The organism is Embleya scabrispora, assembly GCF_002024165.1.
GTDB classification, from domain to species: domain Bacteria; phylum Actinomycetota; class Actinomycetes; order Streptomycetales; family Streptomycetaceae; genus Embleya; species Embleya scabrispora_A.
This window is the reverse complement of the sequence record NZ_MWQN01000003.1, coordinates 1,054,730-1,075,910: the sequence shown is the minus strand read 5'-3', so window position 1 is coordinate 1,075,910 and position 21,181 is coordinate 1,054,730. Positions and strand designations below refer to the sequence as shown.

Here is a 21,181-nt window from a genome sequence, read left to right as displayed (position 1 = left end):
GGAACCCCTCCGTCGTGTCGGACGCACACTGCATGTCTTTGATGGAAGACGAAATCTCTTATAGAAGAAACCCTACACTGTGCGCAGCGAGGCATCCATCGATCGAGGAGCACGGTGGTCGAGCGAGACGAGAACGCGGCCGAGCCACGGCACGGTGACGACCTGGCGGGCGCGTTCGGCGGCAATGTGCGGCGACGCCGCGAGGAGGCGGGCCTGACGCTGGAGCAGTTGTCCACCCGGTCGTCGGTCAGCCGGGCGATGTTGTCCAAGGTCGAGCGCGGCGAGAAGAGCCCGACGATCGGCGTCGCGTCCAGGATCGCCCATGCGCTCGACGCGTCGCTCTCGGACCTGATCGGTGCGCCTGCCGCCGCCGTGTCCGGTGTGGCCGTTGCCATGCGCAGAAACGATCGCCCCGTTTTCCGTGACCCGGAAACCGGCTTCGAGCGGCACATCGTGTCGGCGGCCCCGGGTGCGGGACGGGCCGAGATGGTCGTCCACCACCTTCCGGCGCAGGTCTCCACGGGGTTGCTGCCCGCGTATCCGCCGGGTACGGAGAAACAACTCGTGGTGCTCGAAGGCACCCTCACCGTCGCGATCGGCGGGATCAACGAAACCCTGGACACCGGCGACTCGCTGTTCTTCCAAGCCGACGCGGACCACGGCTTCGCCAACCGAACGAACACCCCCTGCGAATACCTCATGGTCATCTCCCGCAGAACCTGACCCACAGCCACCCCCAGGCCCCCGCAACGCCACACCCACAAAAGCGAGAGCCGAACCCGACCCACCCCGGCACCCACCCCCGGCACCCACACGCGCGCCCGCACCGGACTCCGCGCCCGCGCCCGAGCGTCGGTGCGCGCCCGCCACCGTGCCTGCGGTCTGCGCCTGGTTTGTCGTGCTTTGGGGTCGTTCTTGGGGGTGGGTGGGGTCGTTGACTTTGTTTGGCTAACGGTGTTAGCTTCGGGGTGTTCGAGGATGTGTCACGGGGAAGAAGGCGGCGGCGATGACCGAGTTCCTGGAGATCGAGGGTGGGCGGCTTGCCTACGATGTGCGCGGCGAGGGGCGGCTGGTGGTGCTCTCGCCCGGCATGGGCAACAACCGGTCGGCCTTTCGGGACCTTGCGGACATCCTGGTCTCCGGCGGATACCGCGTCGCCTGCATGGACCTGCGCGGGCACGGCGAGTCGACCGTCGGATGGGCCTCCTACTCCCGTACCGACACGGCGAACGATCTGCTCGCCCTGATCCGGGAGTTGGACGGCGGCCCGGCCGTCATCGTCGGACACTCCTTCTCCGGCGGTTCGGCCACCATCGCCGCGGCGCGGGCTCCCGAACTGGTGGACGCCATCGTGGAGATCGCCCCGTTCACCCGGGCCCAGAAGGTCGACTTCCGGGCGCTGGCGTCGAACGCCCGCTACCGCAAGGGCATGACCCTGCTGATGGGTACCGGCATGTTCCGCAGCGTCGGGGTGTGGAAGCGCTACCTCGACCACGCCTACCCGGGTACCAAGCCGGCCGACTTCGCCGCCCGGGTCGCCACGCTCGACACCGAACTGCGCCGCCCGGGACGGATGGCCGTGGTGGCCAGGATGGGCATGGCCCCGCCCACCGACGCCGGCGCCGAACTGGGCAACATCCGATGCCCGGCGCTCGTCCTCGAAGGCACCCTCGACCCCGATTGGCCCGATCCCGCCGCCGAGGGCAGGGCCGTCGTCGACGCCATGCCCAAGGGCCTCGCCCGGCTCGAACTCGTCGAGGGCGCGGGCCACTACGCGCACGCCCAGTTCCCCGACCGGGTGGCCGAGACGATCCGCTCCTTCCTGGAGCAGCCGGCCCACAAGTGACGTCCGCGCCGATCCCCAGCGGGCCGCCGACCACCGCGCCGACGGCCCGCACGTGCGTAACCCCTCCGTCAGCGATCGCGCAGGCGGGTGATTGCCTCGGCCTTGGGGGTGTAGGGGCCGCGCGCCGGCCGGCCGGCGACCGCGTTGAGCACCCACGGCGACGGCGAGTCGACGGTGGACTCGATGGTCTGTCCCATCCCGCCCTCCCGCGCGCCGAGTCCGCCCGAACCGCGTCGAAGTTCCCTGCGCAGGAAACGAATCGGCGCCGACGCGTCGACCACCTCGAGCGGTGCGGCGGACACGCCGGTGGGGTACGACGTGGTGGACAGCCCGGGTTTGCCGGCCCGCGCGCCGACGCCGCCCGCGTAGGTGAACATCGCGGTGACGAACGGCCCGCCCTCCGCGTCGTGTCCGCTGACCTGCATGGTCCACACGGCCGCCGAACCCTCGGCCACCACCGCTTCGGGCAACGCCTCGGTTTCGCCTGACTCGCGCGCGGTGCGCACTGCGGGGCATTTCGACCACGCCGACAGCACGATCCGTGCCGCGAAGACGGCCCTGGTCGAGGAGTTCGCCGCGATTGCCCACGAAGCCGGGTGCAGCCTGCCCGAGTTGGTCCTCGCCTTCGACCTGGCCCACCCGCAGGTGACCTCCGCCATCCTCGGCCCGCGTACCCCGGACCAACTGACATCACAACTCGGCGCCTGCGAAGTGACGTCGACCTCGTCCACGCCGGCTCGCCTGGATGCGTTGGTACGCCCCGGCGCCGACGCCGATCCGGCCGATTCGCCCTATCCGCAACCGGTTTCGCGACACGAGTGAGCCTGACGCCGTGTGGTCGGAGCCGCGCGCCGCGCGGCCGCCGGCGCACTGCTGTGCGAGGAATGCGAGCGCTCGTCGGCGGAGCCGGGTACGATCCGACGATCAACCGCCTGGGGGGCCGGTCTGCACAGGGTTTCCGCAGGTGGGGGTGCAAAACAGCCGTGATCGCGCATGCCCTGGATCGGTGGTGCGGGAGGCCTCGTGTGTCGGGCTTCCGCGCGCCGGGCCGGGTAGGCGGCTCTTCGCTCCGATGGCAGTCGGCATGCCGTGAACGGCGTCTCTCTCCTAAAGGGGTTCAGTGCACATACGTCGCATACCCACCGAGCTTCGGCCGAGCGTGCCCGCCGACGAAGTGATCTCGGATTCGTCGCACTCGTCACTCACGGCGCCACTCGCGTCGCACTTCGTACAGATCGTCGCGCACGAGGACGACGACCTGCTGTTCATGAACCCGGACATCCAGGTGGGACTTTCCGCCGGGATATCCACCACCACCATCTATCTGACCGCGGGTCAGGGCTTCAAGACCGGCGACGACGCGGCCGCGTACACGGCCGAACGGCAGGCCGGCGTACTCGCCGCCTACGCGCAGATGGCCGGGGTGAGCGGTTGCGACGGTGCCGCGGCCGGACCGGCGGGGTGCTGGGATGCGACCGCGGTCACCGTACTCGGCCACACCGTGCAGAAGTTCGCGCTCAAGCAACGGCCCGACGTGCATCTGATCTTCCTCAGCCTGCCGGACGGGCTCGGCTCGCCGACCGGCTCGCTGGAGGGCCTGTTCGCGGGCACCGAGACCTCGCTCCAGACCATTCGGGTCAACGGCCAGGCGGCCGGGGTGGTCTGGCCGCAGAGTTACACCAGGGCCGACCTGATCAACGTGTTGCGGGAACTGCTGAGCACGCTCGGCGCCACCTCGGTGCGCATCCAGGACACCGCGCCCGACCCGAACCTGTTCCACGACCACGCCGACCACGTGGCCGCCGCCCGGTTCGGCGAGGCCGCCTACATCGCGTACGGCGCGACCAACAACCGGGTGTTGTTGGATCGCTACCGCGACTACAACATCACCAACATGCCGGTGAACCTCTCGCCCGCCGAGAAGGCCGCCAAGTGGGCCACGGCCAACGTGTACATCGCCCACGACAGTGTGTTGGTGGGTACCGACCTGACCCAGTACGAGGAGTGGTCGAGCCGCGAATACCCGCGCTCGCAGCGCGGTACGAACTGGATCGGCCCGGACTCGGCCGGTCGGCTGCGCGCGTTCGTCGTCCAGAGTGGCGACCTGCTGGAATGGTCGCAGGACGACGCCTTGGCGTGGAGCGGGCCGGTCACCCACGGCAACCCCGGCGGACCGCTGGACGCGGGCCTGACCGTCGCGGCGGACGAGGACGGCCGCCTCGAGGTCTTCGGCCAGCGGCGGGACACCGGCGAGATCGTCACCCGCTTCCAACTCGGCGGCGGTGGCTGGGCCTGGGGTGCCCTCGGCAACCCCAACGGCGGCGCCAACGCGCTCCTGGTGAGCGTGCCGGCGGTGATCGCCAACGCGGACGGCCGACTCCAGTTGTTCGTCCGCAACGCCGGCGGCGGGATCAGCTCGCGCTGGCAGACCCAGATCAACGGTGTCTGGAGCGGTTGGGCCGACATGGGCGGTTCGAGCATCCAGGGCCCGCCCACGGCGATCGTCACCGCCGACGGCCGGATCGAGCTGTTCGCGCCGACCGTTGACCACGTCCTGCACTGGTACCAGTCCACGCCCAACGGCGCGATGACCACGAACACCACCTTCCCGGTCGTGGTGCCCGCGAGTCGCCCGATGCCGGCCCGGGACCAGGACGGCCGGATCGAGCTGTTCTACCGCCAGCAGGGTACTGCCGAGGTCGCGGTCCGCTTCCAGACCGCCCCCGGCGGCGGCTGGCCCGGATCCACGGTCGTCGGCAGCGGCCAGTCCGGAATCGGCGAGCCCGCCGCGGTCACCGACGGCACCGGGCGGATCGTGCTGATGGCCCGCAACCGAAGCGGTGGCGTGAGCTACACCCGCCAGAGCACGCCGAACAACGTATTCGGTGCCTGGGTCAACCGGGGCGGCTTCCAGGTCGGTACGCCGGCTGCCGCGGTGGACCGCGACGGCCGGGTGGAACTGCTCATCGTCGACCCGCGCGGTCAGGTCCTGCACAGCCGCCAGGACGCCAACGGCGTGTTCCCGGCGTGGACGCTGATCGGCTGATCCGCAGATCCATCCATCGATCCATCCGGGCCGAAGCGCCGATCCGCACCGACGCGGATCGGCGCCGCGGCCGCCTCGTCTTCTCGGAGCGGTGGGGTAGGGACGGCCACGGCGGACGCGCGCCCTTGGGCGGCGTCGCCGAGGTCGAGGAAGCGGCGCGGTCCGGCCGCGTACTCGGGGTGGGGCTCGGGGCCGGGCGCGGGCCACCAGCGCGCGCCGGCGCCGGCGGCCAGGGCCGCGCCGTACGCGGCCAGGTCCGTCTCGGCGGGCACCTCGACCGGAACCCCCCGTACCGAGGCCTCGATCGAGCACCACAGCCGGCTGCGCGCGGGCGAGCCGGCGCACACCAGGGTGTCCAGGCGAACTCCCCGCGGGCCAGATTCGTTGCGATGTGCGCGAGGCCGTACGCGGTGCCCTCCAGGACGGCCCGGGCCGGTTCACCCGGTCCGCTGCCCGAGGTCGGTCCGAACACCTCGCCGCGCAACTCGCGGTTCCAGCGCGGCGCGCGCTCGCCCTCGAGGTAGGGCAGGACCAACACGCCCCGCGCGCCCGGCGGTACCTCGGCGGCCACAGAAGTTCGGCGGGGACAGCGGTGACCGAGACCCGGCGCAACGCGGGCGCCTACCTCGCGGCACTGCCGGTGACCGTCGCCGACGCGTGACCGCGCACGCCGGCCCGACCACGGCGGACGGGCTCCGGGTGTTCCCCCCGGAGCCCGTCGGCGGGTCAACCCCCGGCCGTCGCCCCCGCGAGCAGCCGCGCGCGCAGACCCTCGTCCAACGCGGCGTCCACGCACGTCCACGCCATCGCCAGACCGCCCTCCAGCAGCGCCCGATCCGCGGCCGGCCGGGCGGCATACGCGGCGAACTCGGCCTGGTGCAGCCCCACATCGCCGGAGTCGATGGAGACCAGCGGCTGGATGGACGGGATCGCCAGCGACACGTTGGCCATGTCGGTGGACCCGGCCTGCCGGTCGTCCTCGGCGGTCACCGTCGGGAACTCCCGCCCCGCCACCAGTGCGTTGCGCTCGTACGCCGCCAACAGACCCGGGTCGTGCCGGAATTCCGAGTACGCGGGCGAGGTCGAGGACAGCGTCAACCGCGACCGGGTGGCCACCGCACCCGCCCGGAAACAATCGCGCACCCGCTCCTCCAGGTCGGTCACCCCGGCCAACGTGGCGGCGCGGACGTAGTAGTCGGCCTCGGTGTGCTCGGGGATCACGTTCGGCACCTGCCCGCCGGTGGTGGTGATCCCGTGCACCCGCTGATCCGGCGTCATGTGCTGGCGCAGCAGCCCGATCGCCACCTGCGCGACGGTCAGCGCGTCGGCCGCGTTGACCCCGTCCTCCGGACAGGCCGACGCGTGCGCGGCCCGGCCGTCGTACTCGACGTGCAGTTGCGCACGGGCCAGGCAGGTCGGATCGAGCCGCTCCCGGGGCGACGGGTGCACCATCATCGCCGCGTGCACCCCGGCGAACACGCCGCGCTCCAGCATCAGCACCTTGCCCCCGCCGTTCTCCTCGGCGGGGGTGCCCAACACCCGTACGGTCACGCCCAGGTCGTCGGCCACCGCGCCCAGCGCCAGCGCGGCGGTGACCGCAGCGGACGCGATCACGTTGTGCCCGCACGCGTGCCCGATCCCCGGCAGCGCGTCGTACTCCGCGCAGATCCCGAGCACCAGCGGCCCCTCGCCGCGCTCGGCGACGAAGGCGGTCGGCAACTCGCCCACGCCCGCGGTGACGGTGAAGCCGTGTTCGGTCAACTGCTCACCCAACCATCCGCAGGCGCGCTCCTCGGCGAAGCCGAGTTCGGGATGGGCGTGCAGACGGTGACTGAGTGCAACCAGATCCGGTGCGGCGGCGTCCACCGCCGCCTGGGCGGCGGCCTTTGCGGACGCCGCGAGGTCGAAGGCTCGCATGGGCGCATCCTGCCCCACGACGGACGTAACGGGAAGTGACCGAACGAAGTACCCGTTCCGCGTGACAACGACCGGCCAAGGTGCGGAAATCCATGATCGACAAGGCGGAAGTTCCGGAAACCCGGACCTCGGTGCCGGACCGGGCCGAGGTGTTCGAGCGTGAGCTGAACGTCCTCGCCCTCTCCGGCGACGGCCGGCTCGCGATCCTGCGAGCCCCGGCCGGGCGCACCGGGCGCACCGCCCGACTGGTGGGCGTGCACGGTGGTGTGCTCGCCGCGACCGACGACGGCACCGAGTCGATGACCCCGGTCGCGGTGGCCCACGTGTTCGTCGAGGACCGCGTGGTCGAGGTCACCTGCGACGAGGGCCGGCGGGCCTCGGCGTTGCCCGTACGGGTCACCCAACGCCGGTTCGGGCTACTGCTGTTGGGCGAGCCGGACGGCGCCCCCGACGACGAGCCGCTGCCGCGCGCCGCGGTGACGGCGGTGGCGATCGAGGCGATCCGGCGGGACGCGGATGGCCACCGCGACCGCCGAGACCGCGGGTCGGCTGATCGACGAGCCGCGCTACGGCGCGCTGCGCAACCTGGGCGATGTCACGCGCACCGCCGCCCGGTTCGGCCTGCGCCTGGACCGCCCGCACCGCGCCGTCGTCTTCGCCTACTCCGGACCCAACCAGCGCACCCGGACCACCGCGCTGTCCTGGCTGGAGATGCCGGTGCCAGGAGGGCGAACTGGGCCTCACGGTGCTCTCCGGCAACGTCGAACGCGAGATCAGCCGAATCCGCATCCGGCTCCAGGGCATGGTCGGCGACGTCCCCGTACCGGCCGCGGCCGGCCCCACGGTCAGCGACCCGCGCGGGACGGCCCGCTCCTTCCGCGTCGCGGAGACCGTCCTCGGCCTGCTGCGCCGCCGCCCCGGCGAGGTCCAGCCGATGTTCTCCAGGCTCGGCCCGGCCCAACTGCTGTTCGGCGTGCCGTCGGCCCGACTCCAGGCGTTCGTGGACCAACACCTGGGCCCGATCCAGGAACGTGAGGGATGGGTGGCAACCCTCAGCGCGTGGCCGGCCACCAACGGCAGCCGCGCCGCGGTCGCCGAGCTGCTGCACCTGCACCGCAACTCGGTCGGCTACCGGATCGGCCGGATCCGCGAACTCATCGGCGCCGACCCCCTCGACCCCGAGGTCACCCTCCGACTCCAAGCCGCCCTGACCGCCCGCGAACTCCTCCTGGCCCTCCGCGAGGTCCCGTAACACCCCGCAGACGCGAGCAGGTACCCCGGGCCGTCCGCCCGCCGGCGCCCGTGTGGGGCCATCCGGATGACTCCCGGGCGAGAGTTCGCGTCGATCGGCCGCGCCTCGGCGGGATGGCGCCGAGTGTGGGTCACAGTCGTTCCAGCCCCGGTGCGGACCGCCGGGACGTCGACGAGCGGGCCGATTCGATCGAGCCCGCCGGATGCTCGGGGTGTTCCAGCGGTCGAGAGGCGATCAGCATGACCGAAACCGACGTGACCCGTACTCCGCAGGCGGCCACCCGGCTGCGCGAGCTGGCGTTCGGCGCGATGTCCGCCGGCGCGCTCCGAGCCGCGCTGCGCCTGGGCCTGCCCGACGCGCTGGGCGAGACCCCGGCGACCGTCGCGGACCTGGCCCGCGCGGTGTCCGCGCACCCCGGGGCCCTGCACCGCCTGCTGCGCGCACTCGCCTGCCAGGGCGTCTTCGCCGAGGAACCCGACGGCCGCTACACGCACACCGAGGCCTCCCGCCTGCTGCGCGCGGACGCACCCCGCAGCATGCGGGACGTGGCGCTGTGGACCACCGAGCCGTGGACCTGGGAGGCCTGGCCGCACCTGGACCGCGCGGTGCGCTCCGGCGGCAGCGTCTTCCCCGAACTGCACGGCAAGCAGTTCTTCGACTACCTGCACGAGGACGCCCCCGAGTCGGCCGCCGCGCTCGATCGGGCGATGACCCAGTCCAGCCGGACCTCCGCCCAGGACGTCACCGCGGCGCTCGACCTGACCGGCGTGGACACCGTCGCCGACATCGGCGGCGGCCAGGGCCTGGTCCTGGCCACCCTCCTGGAGCGCAACCCCACCCTGCGCGGCACCCTGCTCGACCTGCCCGGCGTGGTCGCCTCGGCGGATCGCCGGCTGCGCGACGGCGGCGAACTCGCCGACCGGGCAACCCTGGTGGGCGGGGACTGCCGGGTCGACATCGGCGTCCGGGCGGACCTGTACATCGTGAAGAACATCCTCGAATGGGACGACGACAGCACGCTCCGCACGCTGCGCAACATCGTCGCCGCGGCCGCGCCCGGCGCCCGGGTCGCGGTCATCGAGAACCTGGTCGACGAGACCGCCTCGATGCGCTTCACCGCGGCGATGGACCTCCTGCTGCTGCTCAACGTCGGCGGCCGCAAGCACACCAAGGACAGCCTGCTGACCCTGATCGAGCAGGCGGGCCTGCGCGGCCGGGACGTGCGCGCGGTGAACCCCTCGCTGCACATGTTCGAGTGCACCGTCCCGGCCTGATCGAGCCCCATCCGACCCGACCGACCCATGGAACCGGCCCCGACTACGGAACGTCATCCATGATCACCATGGGCTAAACATGCGACTGCTCCCCGGGGGTGAAGCCGGTCGGGATATCCGCCCGGCAGGCCCAGAGCGCGGCCCCGAATGCAGTCACGCGGGTCGCGGGGTCGCCGGCGCCGTTCGAAGGTGGTGAAGGCGTCTCGCCGATCCCCGTTGCCGATGCCCGTCGGCAGTTCGCGAGCGCCGGAAGGAATACCACGATGCGTCGTGCACGCGCTCTCGTCGCCGGTTCGGTCCTCGGCTTCGCTGCTCTGACCCTGGCGGTTCCGGCCGCCTACGCCGATGTCCCGGCGCCGGTGAAGCCGGACAGCGCCCCCTCGGCCCCCGGGAACGGCGGGCAGGAGAAGTCCTGGTCCGGTGAAGGAAAGTGGACGCCCGAAAAGGGCGGCGAGTCCAGCGAGGACAAGGGCGGCGAAGGCGGCTCGCACGAGAAGTCCTGGAAGGAGCACAAGAGCCCGCACGGCGGCGTGCACACCGGCATCGGCGGCTCCTTCCTCGACGACGGTGCCGCGCTCGGCACCGGTGCGGCCCTGATCGCGGGTGGTGTCGGCGTCGGCGTCTACGCGCTGCGTCGTCGCCCCGCCGTCTCGGCGGCCCGGGCCTGACCCGTCCCGCCCCGGACAACACCCGCCGTGGCCACCACCCTTCCGGGGCGGTGGCCACGGTGACGTCGTCCCCGCCCCGGCCCCCGACCCGCCGGTTCCCCCCGGAACCCGGCCCAGGCACCCTCCGGCCAGGAAAGAGGCATCGTCTTGTTCGACCCGGCCCCGCCCACCGAGACGTCCGAGCCCGCCGCGCCGCGCCGCGTCAGCGGCGCTCGACTGATGCTGATCGCCGCGGTGGCGATCCTCCTGGGCGCCCTGATGATCAAGCACGACCTGAGCGGCGACTCGGGCCCGCCACCGCGACCGGTGCCCGCCGCCGCGCAACCGAGCGCCTCGTCGAGCCCGGCCGCCGAGGGTGTATCGGCGATGAAACGCTCGGCGCCGGTGCGGATCAAGATCCCCCGGATCAAGGTCGACGCCCCGTTCGTCGGCCTCGGCCTGAACTCCTCCGGGGTCCTGGACGTCCCGCCCGCGGGCAACCCCAACCTGGCCGGCTGGTACGAGGACGGCGTCGCCCCCGGCTCCCGGGGCAACGCGCTCGTGCTCGGCCACGTCGACACCATGACGGGCCCCGCCGTCTTCTGGGGACTCGGCAGCCTCAAGTCCGGCGACACCGTGGAGATCTCGCGCGCCGACGGCAGCGTGGCCAAGTTCGCGATCGACTCGGTCGAGGCGTTCCCGAAGGACGACTTCCCCGACGAGCGGGTGTACGGGAAGACCCGGGACGCCCAACTGCGGCTGATCACCTGCGGCGGCACCTACGACCGCAAGGCCAAGGACTACAAGGACAACGTGGTCGTCTTCGCCCACCTGCTGCCCCCGGAGTAGACACCCCCGCCCCCGTACACCTGCCCGAACACACCGCGGCCGGCCCCGGATTCCCTCCGGGACCGGCCGCCGCGCATCCCGCTACACCTGCGCGCCCCCGCCGACCGTCGCGGCCTCACCGCCCCGCTCGCCCCGCAAGGTCCGACATGCCACCGCGCCCAACACCGCCATCAGGGTGTCCTCCGGATCCGGTTCGGCGACCGGGACCCGCCACGCGACGAACCCGTCCGGGCGTACCAACACCGCGCCCTCGTCGGTGACGCCGTGCGCCTCGGCCCAGTCCACGTCCGGCGCGGTGACCAGGTCCACCACCGCGGCCTCCGCCTCGGTGCCCACCCGGTACACCGCCACCGGCACGCCCAGGCGCCGGCTCGCGCGCTGCGCCGACCGCTGCCACGCGGCCCCGGCCGAACCCGCGCCGACCAGCAACACCGGCGAGGTCTCGTACAGGTCCAAAGTGGACACGCGAGCGTCGTTGCGGCGCAGCCACAGATGCGGCGCCCGGGCGCCCGGCTCGCCGCTCGGCGGCCGGAACCGCTCGGGCAGCACCGGCAGTTCGGGGTCCGCCCCGAGCACCGCGGCGGACGCGTAGCGATAGCCCAGGACCACTCCCAGCACTCCCGGCTGCCTGCCGGCGCCGACCGTCGGCGCGGCGTACCCCGGGTGGCTGTGTTCGGCCGAACGGGTGGACGCCCGCGCGGCCGTGGCCACCGCCACCGGCCGGCGCTCCGCCTCGTAGGTGTCCAACAGGCCGGCGTCCGCATGCCCGTTCAGCACCGCGGCCAGTTTCCAGGCCAGGTTGTGCGCATCCTGGATGCCGGTGTTGGACCCGAACGCGCCCGTGGGCGACATCTCGTGGGCCGAGTCGCCGGCCAGGAACACCCTTCCGCAGCGGTAACGTTCGGCCACCCGCTCGGCGGCGTGCCACGGCGCCTTGCCGGTGATGGTCACATCCAGGTCCGGCACCCCGGCGGCGGCGCGGATGTGCGCCACGCAGCGCTCGTCGGAGAACGCCTCGATCGGCTCGTCCTCCTCCGGATGCCACGGCAGGTGGAAGACCCAGCGCTCCCGGTTGTCCACCGGCAGCAGCGCGCCCTCGCCCCGAGGGTTCGTCAGATAGCAGACGATGAACCGGCGTTCGCCGACGTGCGCGGCCAGGTCGCGCGAGGTGAAGGTGACGCTCACGTTGTGGAACAGGTCGCCCGGACCGGTCACGTCGATGCCCAGCGCGTCGCGCACCGGACTGCGCGGGCCGTCCGCCGCGACCACGTAGTCGGCGCGTACGGTGAGCCGCTGCCCGGTCTCGCGGGTCTCCACGATCGCGGTCACCCCGTCCTCGTCCGGCACGCAGGACCGGAGTTGGGTACCGAAGCGCACGTCGCCGCCGAGTTCGCGGGCGTAGTCGGCGAGGACCGGCTCCAGGTCGTTCTGACTGCACAGGCACCACGACGACGGACTGAACTTCGCCAATCCGCCGCCCGGATCGATCTCCTTGAACAGCCACTCCTGGATGTCGCCGGCGATGGTGTCCGCCTGGAGGATGCCGTGGTTGTCGGCAAGTACGGCGGACGCGGCGCGGATTCGATCCTCGATCCCGGCGGTGCGGAACACCTCCATCGTGCGCACGTTGTTGCCGCGCCCGCGCGGATGCCGCGAGGTGTCGGCGTGCCGCTCCACCAGCATGTGCGGGACGCCGAGTCGGCCCAGGAAGACGGACGTGGACAGCCCGACCAGCGAGCCGCCCACGACCAGGACCGGCACCCGGTGTTGGATCTCGGGGTTCATTCCTACTCCTGCGTTGGCGAGGACTGCGGACCCGTTCCGCCGTCGCGGGCGGAGGAGGGTCCGTCGGGGTCCTCCTGTTCCCGCTGATCGCGGCCGGCCGGTCGTCGTCGCCCAATGTCACTCATATGCCCTCAAAAGATGCACAGGGTGATGATCGGCCGCCACGCTCGAAGTCGAAGCCGGGTCCCGACGGACGGATCGGGCGGATATCCGGGTGTGATCGCGCGAGCGGCGCGACCGCCCGGACCCGCTCGACCTCCCCGTTGCCCGGGCGGCGTCGGCGCGACCCGGTCCCCGGGAGCGCCCTCGGCGGGCGGGCACGACGTTCGAATCCCATGACCAAAGGACTGACATGGACACCCTCGTCCACTCCACGGCGAATCCCACCGCCGACACCACGTCCAAGCTCCGGGTGCTGCTCATGCTGGAGCTGCACGAAGGGTCGGAACAACGTTTCCTCGAGGCCTACGAAGGCATCCGCCACCAGGTGGCCGCCGTTCCGGGCCACCTGCGCGACCAGCTGTGCCAGTCCATCGAGGACCCCAGCCAGTGGCTGATCACCAGCGAGTGGGAGGGCACCTCCCAATACCTGGCGTGGGTGGACAGCCCCGAGCACCAGGTGATGGTCCAGCCGCTGCACGGCTGCGTGCGCGGCACCCGTTCGCTGCGCTTCTCGGTGGCCCGCGAGACCGACCTGCGCGCGCCCGACGGACCGGTGATCACCACCGGCACCCGCGCCCCGAAGGGCAAGGCGAAGGCCGGTACCACGACCAAGACGAAGGCGGCGGCCGACAAGGCCCGCGCCGCCGCGCCGGCCGCCGACGACGTGGTGCGCTGCGCGCTCACCTTCACCGTCAAGCCCGGCAGCGAAGCCGAGGTGGCCCGCATCCTCTCCGGCTACGAGTCGCCCGAGGCCCGGGTCAACCCGACCACCTCGCTGCGCCGCACCTCGGTGTTCATGCTCGGCAACCGCGTCGTACGGGCCATCGAGGTCGAGGGCGACCTGCGCGCCGCACTGCGCCATGTGGCCGAGCAGCCCCAGGTCCGCGCCGCCGAGGAGGCGCTGAACCCGCACCTGGAGGAGGCGCGCGACCTGAACGACTCCGAGGCCGCCCGCGCGTTCTTCATGCGCTCCTCGCTGGCCGAGGTCTACCACCTGAGCGCGCCGGCCAAGAAGTCGGCCGGGAAGTCGGCCGGGAAGTCGGACAAGGCGTCGGACCGGAAGGCGGACGCCACGAAGACCACCCGCCGCGCGTTCCTGTACCCGGTGCGGCACGGCTGCGGCGAATCCGCCGCGACGCTGCTGCGGCGGCACGACGAGCAGGCGATCGCCGTCGCCGGCGGGCCGATCGTGCACAGCCAGGTCTTCCTGCGCGGCGACACCCTGATTCGTGTGCTGGACCTGCGCGGCCCGACGGACGATGACCCGGCGCTGCTGCTCGGCGTCGACCGCCGCGAATCCGCCGCACGCCTGAGCCGACTGCTCGAACTCGGCGAGGACGGCGAGTTGGACACCGACGACGGCCTGCGCCGACTGCTCGCCGCGTGCGAGACGACCCCCGTCACCGACCGTCGCGCCGCCCGCGACGTCTGATCCCCCCGGGGCGGCGCCCGACGACGCCGCCCCGCCACTTGGAGGTGGCACAGATGACCACGCAGACCGTACGCATCGTCAACCTGGACGAGATCGAGCCGAACCGCCGCCGCGGCGGTGACCTCCGGGTCATGCTCGGCCCGGCGACGGTGGGGTCCACCAGCGGCTTCATGGGCCTGGCCCTGATCGAGCCCGGGGACATGATCGCCGAGCACTACCACCCGTACTCCGAGGAGTTCATCCACGTCGTGGTCGGCTCGATCGAGGTCGACCTGGACGGCGTCACCCACGAACTGCGGCCCGACCAGGGCCTGATGATCCCGAAGAACATGCGCCACCGCTTCCGCAACGTCGGTCGGGTCCAGGCGCGGATGGTCTTCCAACTCGCCCCGCTCGCGCCGCGGCCCGAACTCGGGCACGTCGACACGGAGGGAATCGAACCCGCCGAGACCGTGGGCGCCGACTCTTGAGGCGCCGGGTCGCGGTCACCGGCGTCGGGGTGGTGGCACCCGGTGGGGTGGGCGTCACCGCGTTCTGGGACCTGCTGATGGCGGGCCGCACGGCGACGCGCGGGATCACCTTCTTCGACCCCACCGGGTTCCGCTCCCGGATCGCCGCCGAATGCGACTTCGACCCGATCGCGTGCGGCGTCGACCCCGACCGGGCCCGACGCGCGGACCGCTACGTGCAGTTCGCGCTCGCCGCGGCGGCCGAGGCGGTCCGCGGCAGCGGCCTGGACCGCGACGCCGAGGACCCCTGGCGGATCGGCGTCTCCCTCGGCACCGCCGTGGGCGGCACCACCCGGCTCGAACACGACTACATCGCGGTCAGCGGCCCCGGCAAGACCTGGGCCGTCGACCACCGCAGGGCCGACCCCTTCCTGCACCGGGCCTTCTCGCCGAGCACCCTGGCCGCCGAGGTGGCCGAGGAGTTCGCCGCCAAGGGCCCGGTACAGACCGTCTCCACCGGCTGCACCTCCGGCCTCGACGCGATCGGCTACGCCGCGCACGCGATCGAGGAGGGCCGCGCCGACGTGTACATCGCCGGCGCCGCCGACTCGCCGATCTCGCCGATCACGGTTGCCTGCTTCGACGCGATCAAGGCCACCTCGACCCGCAACGACGACCCGGCGCACGCCTCCCGGCCGTTCGATGCGGACCGCGACGGGTTCGTCCTCGGCGAGGGCGCCGCGGTGCTGATCCTGGAGGAACTCGAACACGCCCACCGGCGCGGCGCCCATGTGTACTGCGAGGTCGGCGGGTTCGCCACGCGCGGCAACGCACACCACATGACCGGCCTGACCCGCGAGGGCCTGGAGATGTCCGAGGCGATCGACCGCGCACTGGCGGACGCGGAGGTCGCCCCCGACGCCGTCGACTACGTCAACGCGCACGGCTCGGGCACCAAGCAGAACGACCGCCACGAGACCGCGGCCGTCAAGCGCTCGCTCGGCGCGCACGCGCACAAGATCCCGATGAGCTCGATCAAGTCGATGGTCGGCCACTCGCTCGGCGCCATCGGCGCCATCGAACTCGCCGCGTGCGCCCTGGCGATGGAGTACAAGGCGGTGCCGCCCACGGCCAACTACGAGACGCCGGACCCCGAGTGCGACCTCGACTACGTGCCGGGCACCGCCCGGCCGATGGGCCTGACGACGGTGTTGTCGGTGGGCAGCGGGTTCGGCGGCTTCCAGTCCGCGGTGGTCCTGGACCGTCGGGAGAGGAGACCCCGATGAACAGCTCCGCAGCACGGCGCACCGTGGTCACCGGCGTCGGCGTCGTCGCGCCCAACGGCATCGGCGCCGACGTGTTCTGGAAGGCGACCCGGGAGGGCCGGTTCGTGTTGGACCGGATCTCCCGCGAGGGCTGCGGGCACCTGCCGCTGACCGTCGCGGGCGAGGTACGCGACTTCGACCCCGCCGCCGTGGTCGAGGAACGCTACCTGGTCCAGACCGACCGCTTCACCCACTTCGCGTTGGTCGCCGCCGACCAGGCCCTGGCCGACGCGGCACTGGGCCCGACGTCCACCTTCGGAGTCGGGGTGACCACCGCGAGCTGCTCCGGCGGCGGCGAGTTCGGCCAGCGCGAACTGCAGAACCTGTGGGGCAAGGGACCCGGCTTCGTCGGGCCGTACCAGTCGATCGCCTGGTTCTACGCGGCCACCACCGGCCAGATCTCCATCCGCGGCGGCTTCAAGGGCCCGTGCGCGGTGCTGGCCAACGACGAGGCCGGCGGCCTGGACGCGCTCGCGCACGCCGTCCGGACCATCCGCCGAGGCACCGACGCCGTCGTGGTCGGCGCCGCCGAGGCACCGCTCGCCCCCTACTCGATGGTCTGCCAACTCGGCTACGACGCGCTCAGCCTCGCCGTCGACCCCGCGCGGGCCTACCTCCCGTTCACCTCCGCCGCCCGCGGCTTCGCCCCCGCCGAGGGCGGCGCGATGTTCGTCGTCGAGGAGGCCGAATCGGCCCGCCGGCGCGGCGCCCGGATCCGGGCCGAAGTGCTCGGTCACGGCGCGACGTTCACCGGCACCTCCGGCTGGGGCCCCTCCCGGCACGGACTGGCCCGGGCGATTCGCGACGCACTGGCCGAGGCCGAATGCGGACCCGCCGACATCGACGTGGTCTTCGCCGACGCGCTCGGCACCCCCGAGGCCGACCACGCCGAAGTACTCGCCCTGTCCGACGCGTTGGGCGCCCGCGCCGCCCGGGTGCCGGTGACCGCCCCCAAGGCCGGCATCGGCCGGGCCTACTGCGGCGCGCCGATGCTCGACTGCGCCGCCGCGATCCTGGCCATGGAACACGGCGTGCTGCCGCCCACCCCGGGCGTGTTCGACGTCTGCCACGACCTCGACCTGGTCACCGGCCGGGCCAGGAGCGCCGAACTGCGCACCGCCCTGGTACTCAGCCGCGGCCTGATGGGTGGCAACGCCGCGCTGGTGCTGCGCCGAGGCGACGGCCATCCCGACACGGCCTAGCCCGCCGGCAACCTCTGCGGCCGGTACGACCCGAGCCCCCTCGTACGCCTCATCCGACTCATCCGAAAGGAAGCCCGTGATGAACGGACCGCTCACCCACGAAGAACTCGCCGCGCTGATGAAGTCCTGCGCCGGCGTCACCGCCGACCCCGAGCAACTGCGCCGACCCGACGCCACGTTCGACGAGTTCGGCCTCGACTCGCTGGGCCTGCTCGGGATCGTCTCCGAGCTGGAGCGGCGCTATCAATTCCCACTCGGCGCGGACGTGGACCAGTGCAAGACCCCGCACGAGTTCCTGGAAACCACCAACTCCCAACTCACCTCCGGAGTGTGACATGGCCGGCCATACCGACAACGACATCGTCATCGCCGCCCCGTTCGACCTGGTCTGGGACATGACCAACGACGTGGACAACTGGACGAACCTGTTCAGTGAATATGCCTCGGTGGAGGTCATCGCGCGCGAGGACGCCAAGGTCACCTTCCGCTTGACCATGAAGCCCGACAAGGACGGCAAGGTCTGGAGCTGGGTGTCCGAGCGCGAGGCCGACCGCGAGACGCGCACGGTGTGGGCCCGCCGGGTGGAGACCGGGCCGTTCGCGCACATGCACATCCGCTGGGAGTACCACGAGGTCCCCGACGGCGTACGGATGCGCTGGGTACAGGACTTCGCGATGAAGGAGACCGCGCCGGTCGACGACGCGTGGATGACGGACAACATCAACCGCAACTCGCGCGTGCAACTCGAACTGATCCGGGACCGGATCCAGGAGCGCGCCCGGGAGACGGGCGTCGCGCCCACCGTGCGCACCTGGTGAACCCCGCGTCGTCGCCCGCCCCGGCGCGACGACGCCCCGCCGGCGGGGCCGCGCTGTCGCGGCCCCGCCGGCCCACCCCTCGACAAGGACGGCAACCCATGCACCGCACCCTGATCGTCGCCCGGATGAAGCCCGACTCGGCGACCCCGATCGCCGACATCTTCGCCGCCTCCGACACCGGCGAGCTCCCGCACCTGGTCGGGGTCACCGGCCGCAGTCTGTTCCAGTTCGGCGACCTGTACCTGCACCTGATCGAGGCCGACCGGCCCCCGGGGCCCGCGGTCGCGAAGGTCGCCGGACACCCGGAGTTCCGCGACATCAGCGAACGGCTCTCGGAGCATGTGAACGCGTACGACCCGCAGACCTGGCGCTCGCCCCAGGACGCGATGGCCCGCGAGTTCTACCGCTGGGAGCGCGACGCGCGGCGGTGACGTCGCCGCCCGTCCCCGCCGTCCGGGGCCCACCGTCCAAGGCTCGACCGTCCAAGGACCAGATGCCATGATCGAGACCCGTCCGGGGCTCACCGTCGACAGCCGACCCGACTGGGTCAAGTGCGGACGCTGCGCCGAACTCGTATACGGCAAACGTTTCACCCGGGACCTGCGGGTGTGTCCCGACTGCGGCGAGCACGCGCGCCTGACGGCGCGTGAACGCCTGGATCAACTCCTCGATCCCGGCTCGGAGACCGCGCTGCGCGCCGACCCCGCCCCGCACGACCCGCTCGGCTTCGTCGACTCCCGCCCCTACCCGGAACGGCTGGATCGGGCCCGTGCGGAGACCGGCATGGACGAGGCCGCGGTGTGCGCGCGGGGCGCCATCCACGGACAGCCGGTGGTGGTCGCCGCGATGGACTTCCGCTTCCTCGGCGGCAGTCTGGGCTGCGCGGTGGGCGCGCTGGTCACCGCCGCCGCCGACGAGAGCCTGCGGACGGGGATCCCGCTGCTGCTGATTCCCGCCTCGGGCGGGGCGCGCATGCAGGAGGGCGTGCTCTCGCTGATGCAGATGGCCAAGACCGCGCACGCCCTGGCGGAACTGGACGAGGCGGGCGTGCTGGTGTTGTCGCTGATCACCGATCCCACGTACGGCGGGGTGGCCGCCTCGTTCGCGACGCTCGCCGACGTGATCCTGATCGAACCCGGCGCGCGGATGGGCTTCGCGGGGCCTCGGGTGATCGAGCAGACCATCGGCGAACGGTTGCCCGAGGGGTTCCAGACCGCCGAATTCCTGCTCGAACACGGGATGGTCGACACGATCGTCGCGCGCCCCGCGCTGCGCGCGACGTTGCGGCACTTCCTTGCGGTGGGCGGGGCGAAGACGGGGCGGCGGGACGGGGGGAGAAGCGGGGCGGCATCGAACGGGAGCGATGCGAAGGGCCTCGGCGCGAAGGGGACTGCCGGGGATGGGCCGGGTGGGAACGAGTCGGGCGCGAACGGCTCGACGTCGAACGGGACCGATGGGTCCCCCGCGTATGGGTGCGCGTCGGATGAGCCGACCCTCGACGAGCCTGCGGGGGAGCCCTGGGAGGCGGTTCGGCTGGCGCGGCATGCGGGTCGGCCGACGATGCTCGACTACGCGGGTCGGCTCCTGGAGGACTTCCACGAGTTGCACGGGGATCGGATCGGCGCCGACTGTCCCGCGATCGTGGGCGGCATCGGTCGGCTCGACGGCCGGCCGGTGATGCTGATCGGGCATCAGAAAGGCGGCGACAACCTCGCCGAGCGGCAGTACCGCAAATTCGGCATGGCCACCCCGGCCGGCTTCCGCAAGGCTGCCCGATTGATGCGGCTCGCCGCCAAACTCGGCCTGCCGGTGATCACCCTGGTCGACACGCCGGGAGCCAACCCCGGACCGGACGCCGAACGTGACGGCCAGGCCGTCGCCATCGCGGAGAACCTGCGCCTGATGGCCCGGTTGGCCACCCCCATCGTCACGGTGATCACCGGTGAGGGCGGCAGCGGCGGCGCACTCGCACTGGCCGTCGCCGACCGGGTGCTGATCGGCGAGCACGGCGTCTACTCGGTGATCAGCCCCGAGGGCTGCGCCGCCATCCTGTGGAAGGACCCGTCGGCGGCCCCCGCCGCCGCGGCGGCGCTCCGTATGGGGCCGCGCGACCTGCTGCGCCTCGGCGTGGTCGATCGGATCGTCCCCGAACCGCCGGGCGGCGCCCACACCGACCCCGGCCGCGCCGCCACACTGCTGCGCACGGCCCTGATCCCGGTCCTGGACGAACTCCTCGCCCTGAACCGCACCCGCCTGCTCCGCGAACGCGGCGAGCGCTTCCGGCGGTTCGGCGCCCCCGAGGCCGCGCGCGCCGAGGCGGACCGCACCGAGGCCGCTCGTGTCGAATCCGGCCACGCCGAGACCGTTCGCGCCGAGGATGTTCGGGCCGACTCCGTTCGTGCCGGCTCTGTCCGAGGCGACGTTGCTCGTGCTCGTCCCGCCCGGGTCGACGTCGCTCCGGGTGAGGCCGCGCGGGTCGAGCCGGTCCGTGCTGAGGCCGTCCCCGTCGAAGTCGCCCCTGTCGAAGGAAGTGCCCGATGAGTTCGCCCCATGGACCGTCCCAGGCGCGCGACGCGCACGCCGACGATCGACCCGACCGTCACCCCGCCGGTTACGCCGACGAGCGCTGGGTCAGACCCTTCGATCCCGCGCACGCGTCGGGGCACCCTCGGCCGGCCGCCCCCGAGGCGCCGGGCCCGGTGCAGCCTGCTTCCGTGCCGCCGCGGTGGATCCGGCTGCGCTGCGGCGACACCAGCATCGAGATCGAGTGGCCCGAGGCCGCCGCGCCCTCCGGCGCCGCGCCCGCCGCCCCCGGTGCCACGCCCGTGGCCGCCATCCCCGGCGAGCGGCCGGCCGAGCCGGACGGCGGACGCCGCTACGTACCGGCTCCGATGGTCGGCACCTTCTACCACGCTCCCGAGGTGGGCGCGAAGCCGTTCGTCAGCGTCGGCGACACCGTCCGTCCCGGTCAGACGGTGGGCATCCTCGAGGTCATGAAGATGATGAACACCATCACCGCCGAGGTGTCCGGGCTGGTGGTGGAGGTGCTGGTGGCCGACGCGCAACCGGTCGAGTACCAGCAGCCGTTGTTCGTGATCGAAACCGGCGGCGCCGATCCGGACACGGCCGCCGACGACCGCCCCGGCGGCTCCCACACCCGGCACTGACGACGACCCG

At 72.5% G+C, this 21,181-nt stretch carries 21 protein-coding genes and 1 pseudogene; 17 read left to right on the top strand and 5 right to left on the bottom strand.

All coding sequences use genetic code 11. The annotated features are described in order from the left end of the window. Positions 1-114 precede the first annotated feature (114 nt). Together B4N89_RS40325 and B4N89_RS40320 are read left to right on the top strand one after the other, a co-directional pair. Complete coding sequence (locus tag B4N89_RS40325) at positions 115-723, top strand: helix-turn-helix domain-containing protein (protein WP_078981487.1); 609 nt, start codon at positions 115-117, stop codon at positions 721-723. A 283-nt stretch (positions 724-1,006) separates the two neighbouring features. Then, entirely contained in the window at positions 1,007-1,846 is an 840-nt protein-coding gene (locus B4N89_RS40320) for an alpha/beta fold hydrolase (protein WP_078981486.1), read from the top strand. A gap of 68 nt (positions 1,847-1,914) precedes the next feature. On the opposite strand, the gene B4N89_RS40315 is transcribed toward B4N89_RS40320, so the two are convergent. Then, entirely contained in the window at positions 1,915-2,427 is a 513-nt protein-coding gene (locus tag B4N89_RS40315) for a hydantoinase B/oxoprolinase family protein (protein WP_235619263.1), read from the bottom strand. Between B4N89_RS40315 and B4N89_RS40310 the strand changes: the two genes are divergently transcribed. Both B4N89_RS40310 and B4N89_RS40305 read left to right on the top strand, forming a co-directional pair. Beyond that, complete coding sequence (locus tag B4N89_RS40310) at positions 2,345-2,668, top strand: aldo/keto reductase (protein ID WP_235619240.1); 324 nt, start codon at positions 2,345-2,347, stop codon at positions 2,666-2,668. The two genes, B4N89_RS40315 and B4N89_RS40310, sit on opposite strands and share 83 nt — an antisense overlap. Before the next feature lie 337 nt (positions 2,669-3,005). Beyond that, positions 3,006-4,892 (top strand): PIG-L family deacetylase, encoded by a 1,887-nt coding sequence (locus tag B4N89_RS40305; protein ID WP_078981484.1) that lies wholly within the window; start codon positions 3,006-3,008, stop codon positions 4,890-4,892. Here the strand turns inward: B4N89_RS40305 and B4N89_RS50305 are convergent. The 3 genes and pseudogenes from B4N89_RS50305 to B4N89_RS40290 form a co-directional block, all read right to left on the bottom strand. Then, positions 4,829-5,251: an FGGY-family carbohydrate kinase gene (locus tag B4N89_RS50305; protein ID WP_078981483.1), complete on the bottom strand. Its 423-nt coding sequence runs from the start codon at positions 5,249-5,251 to the stop codon at positions 4,829-4,831. The genes B4N89_RS40305 and B4N89_RS50305 overlap by 64 nt on opposite strands. Positions 5,252-5,325: 74 nt before the next feature. Further along, positions 5,326-5,430, bottom strand: a pseudogene (locus tag B4N89_RS53525) (hypothetical protein); the annotation flags it as partial. Positions 5,431-5,618: 188 nt separating this feature from the next. After that, on the bottom strand, positions 5,619-6,809 hold the full coding sequence (locus tag B4N89_RS40290) for an amidohydrolase (RefSeq protein WP_078981482.1): 1,191 nt from the start codon (positions 6,807-6,809) through the stop codon (positions 5,619-5,621). 745 nt (positions 6,810-7,554) lie between these two features. Here B4N89_RS40290 and B4N89_RS40285 point away from each other — a divergent pair. From B4N89_RS40285 to B4N89_RS40270, 4 genes are all read left to right on the top strand, one after another. Beyond that, positions 7,555-8,061 (top strand): PucR family transcriptional regulator, encoded by a 507-nt coding sequence (locus B4N89_RS40285; RefSeq protein WP_078981481.1) that lies wholly within the window; start codon positions 7,555-7,557, stop codon positions 8,059-8,061. Positions 8,062-8,300: 239 nt separating this feature from the next. Continuing rightward, the gene (locus B4N89_RS40280; RefSeq protein WP_078981480.1) at positions 8,301-9,335 is read left to right on the top strand and encodes a methyltransferase; all 1,035 of its coding nucleotides are present in this window, start codon (positions 8,301-8,303) and stop codon (positions 9,333-9,335) included. 263 nt (positions 9,336-9,598) lie between these two features. Then, positions 9,599-10,003 (top strand): hypothetical protein, encoded by a 405-nt coding sequence (locus tag B4N89_RS40275; RefSeq protein WP_078981479.1) that lies wholly within the window; start codon positions 9,599-9,601, stop codon positions 10,001-10,003. A gap of 147 nt (positions 10,004-10,150) precedes the next feature. Then, a complete protein-coding gene (locus tag B4N89_RS40270; RefSeq protein WP_235619237.1) occupies positions 10,151-10,831 on the top strand; it encodes a class F sortase in 681 nt (226 codons plus the stop codon). 81 nt (positions 10,832-10,912) lie between these two features. Here B4N89_RS40270 and B4N89_RS40265 read toward each other — a convergent pair whose 3' ends face one another. Further along, a complete protein-coding gene (locus B4N89_RS40265; RefSeq protein WP_078981478.1) occupies positions 10,913-12,616 on the bottom strand; it encodes an FAD-dependent oxidoreductase in 1,704 nt (567 codons plus the stop codon). Positions 12,617-12,968: 352 nt separating this feature from the next. On the opposite strand from B4N89_RS40265, the gene B4N89_RS40260 reads away from it, so the two are divergent. From B4N89_RS40260 to accB, 9 genes are all read left to right on the top strand, one after another. Next, positions 12,969-14,210, top strand: coding sequence for a SchA/CurD-like domain-containing protein (locus B4N89_RS40260; RefSeq protein WP_078981477.1), 1,242 nt, complete (start codon positions 12,969-12,971; stop codon positions 14,208-14,210). Positions 14,211-14,263: 53 nt separating this feature from the next. Continuing rightward, positions 14,264-14,680, top strand: coding sequence for a cupin domain-containing protein (locus B4N89_RS40255; RefSeq protein WP_078981476.1), 417 nt, complete (start codon positions 14,264-14,266; stop codon positions 14,678-14,680). Then, entirely contained in the window at positions 14,677-15,945 is a 1,269-nt protein-coding gene (locus B4N89_RS40250) for a beta-ketoacyl-[acyl-carrier-protein] synthase family protein (RefSeq protein ID WP_078981475.1), read from the top strand. The genes B4N89_RS40255 and B4N89_RS40250 overlap by 4 nt, the downstream gene beginning before the upstream one ends. Beyond that, positions 15,942-17,186, top strand: coding sequence for a beta-ketoacyl synthase N-terminal-like domain-containing protein (locus B4N89_RS40245; RefSeq protein WP_078981474.1), 1,245 nt, complete (start codon positions 15,942-15,944; stop codon positions 17,184-17,186). The genes B4N89_RS40250 and B4N89_RS40245 overlap by 4 nt, the downstream gene beginning before the upstream one ends. A gap of 79 nt (positions 17,187-17,265) precedes the next feature. Beyond that, positions 17,266-17,520, top strand: coding sequence for an acyl carrier protein (locus B4N89_RS40240; protein ID WP_078981473.1), 255 nt, complete (start codon positions 17,266-17,268; stop codon positions 17,518-17,520). 1 nt (position 17,521) lies between these two features. Further along, positions 17,522-18,004: an SRPBCC family protein gene (locus B4N89_RS40235; protein WP_078981472.1), complete on the top strand. Its 483-nt coding sequence runs from the start codon at positions 17,522-17,524 to the stop codon at positions 18,002-18,004. A gap of 98 nt (positions 18,005-18,102) precedes the next feature. Then, on the top strand, positions 18,103-18,435 hold the full coding sequence (locus B4N89_RS40230; protein WP_078981471.1) for a TcmI family type II polyketide cyclase: 333 nt from the start codon (positions 18,103-18,105) through the stop codon (positions 18,433-18,435). Positions 18,436-18,502: 67 nt separating this feature from the next. Further along, entirely contained in the window at positions 18,503-20,545 is a 2,043-nt protein-coding gene (gene accD, locus B4N89_RS40225; RefSeq protein ID WP_078981470.1) for an acetyl-CoA carboxylase, carboxyltransferase subunit beta, read from the top strand. Then, positions 20,542-21,171 carry an acetyl-CoA carboxylase biotin carboxyl carrier protein gene (gene accB / locus B4N89_RS40220; RefSeq protein WP_078981469.1) on the top strand — a complete coding sequence of 210 codons (630 nt, stop codon included), beginning with the start codon at positions 20,542-20,544 and terminating at the stop codon, positions 21,169-21,171. The genes accD and accB overlap by 4 nt, the downstream gene beginning before the upstream one ends. The last annotated feature ends 10 nt before the right edge of the window (positions 21,172-21,181 follow it).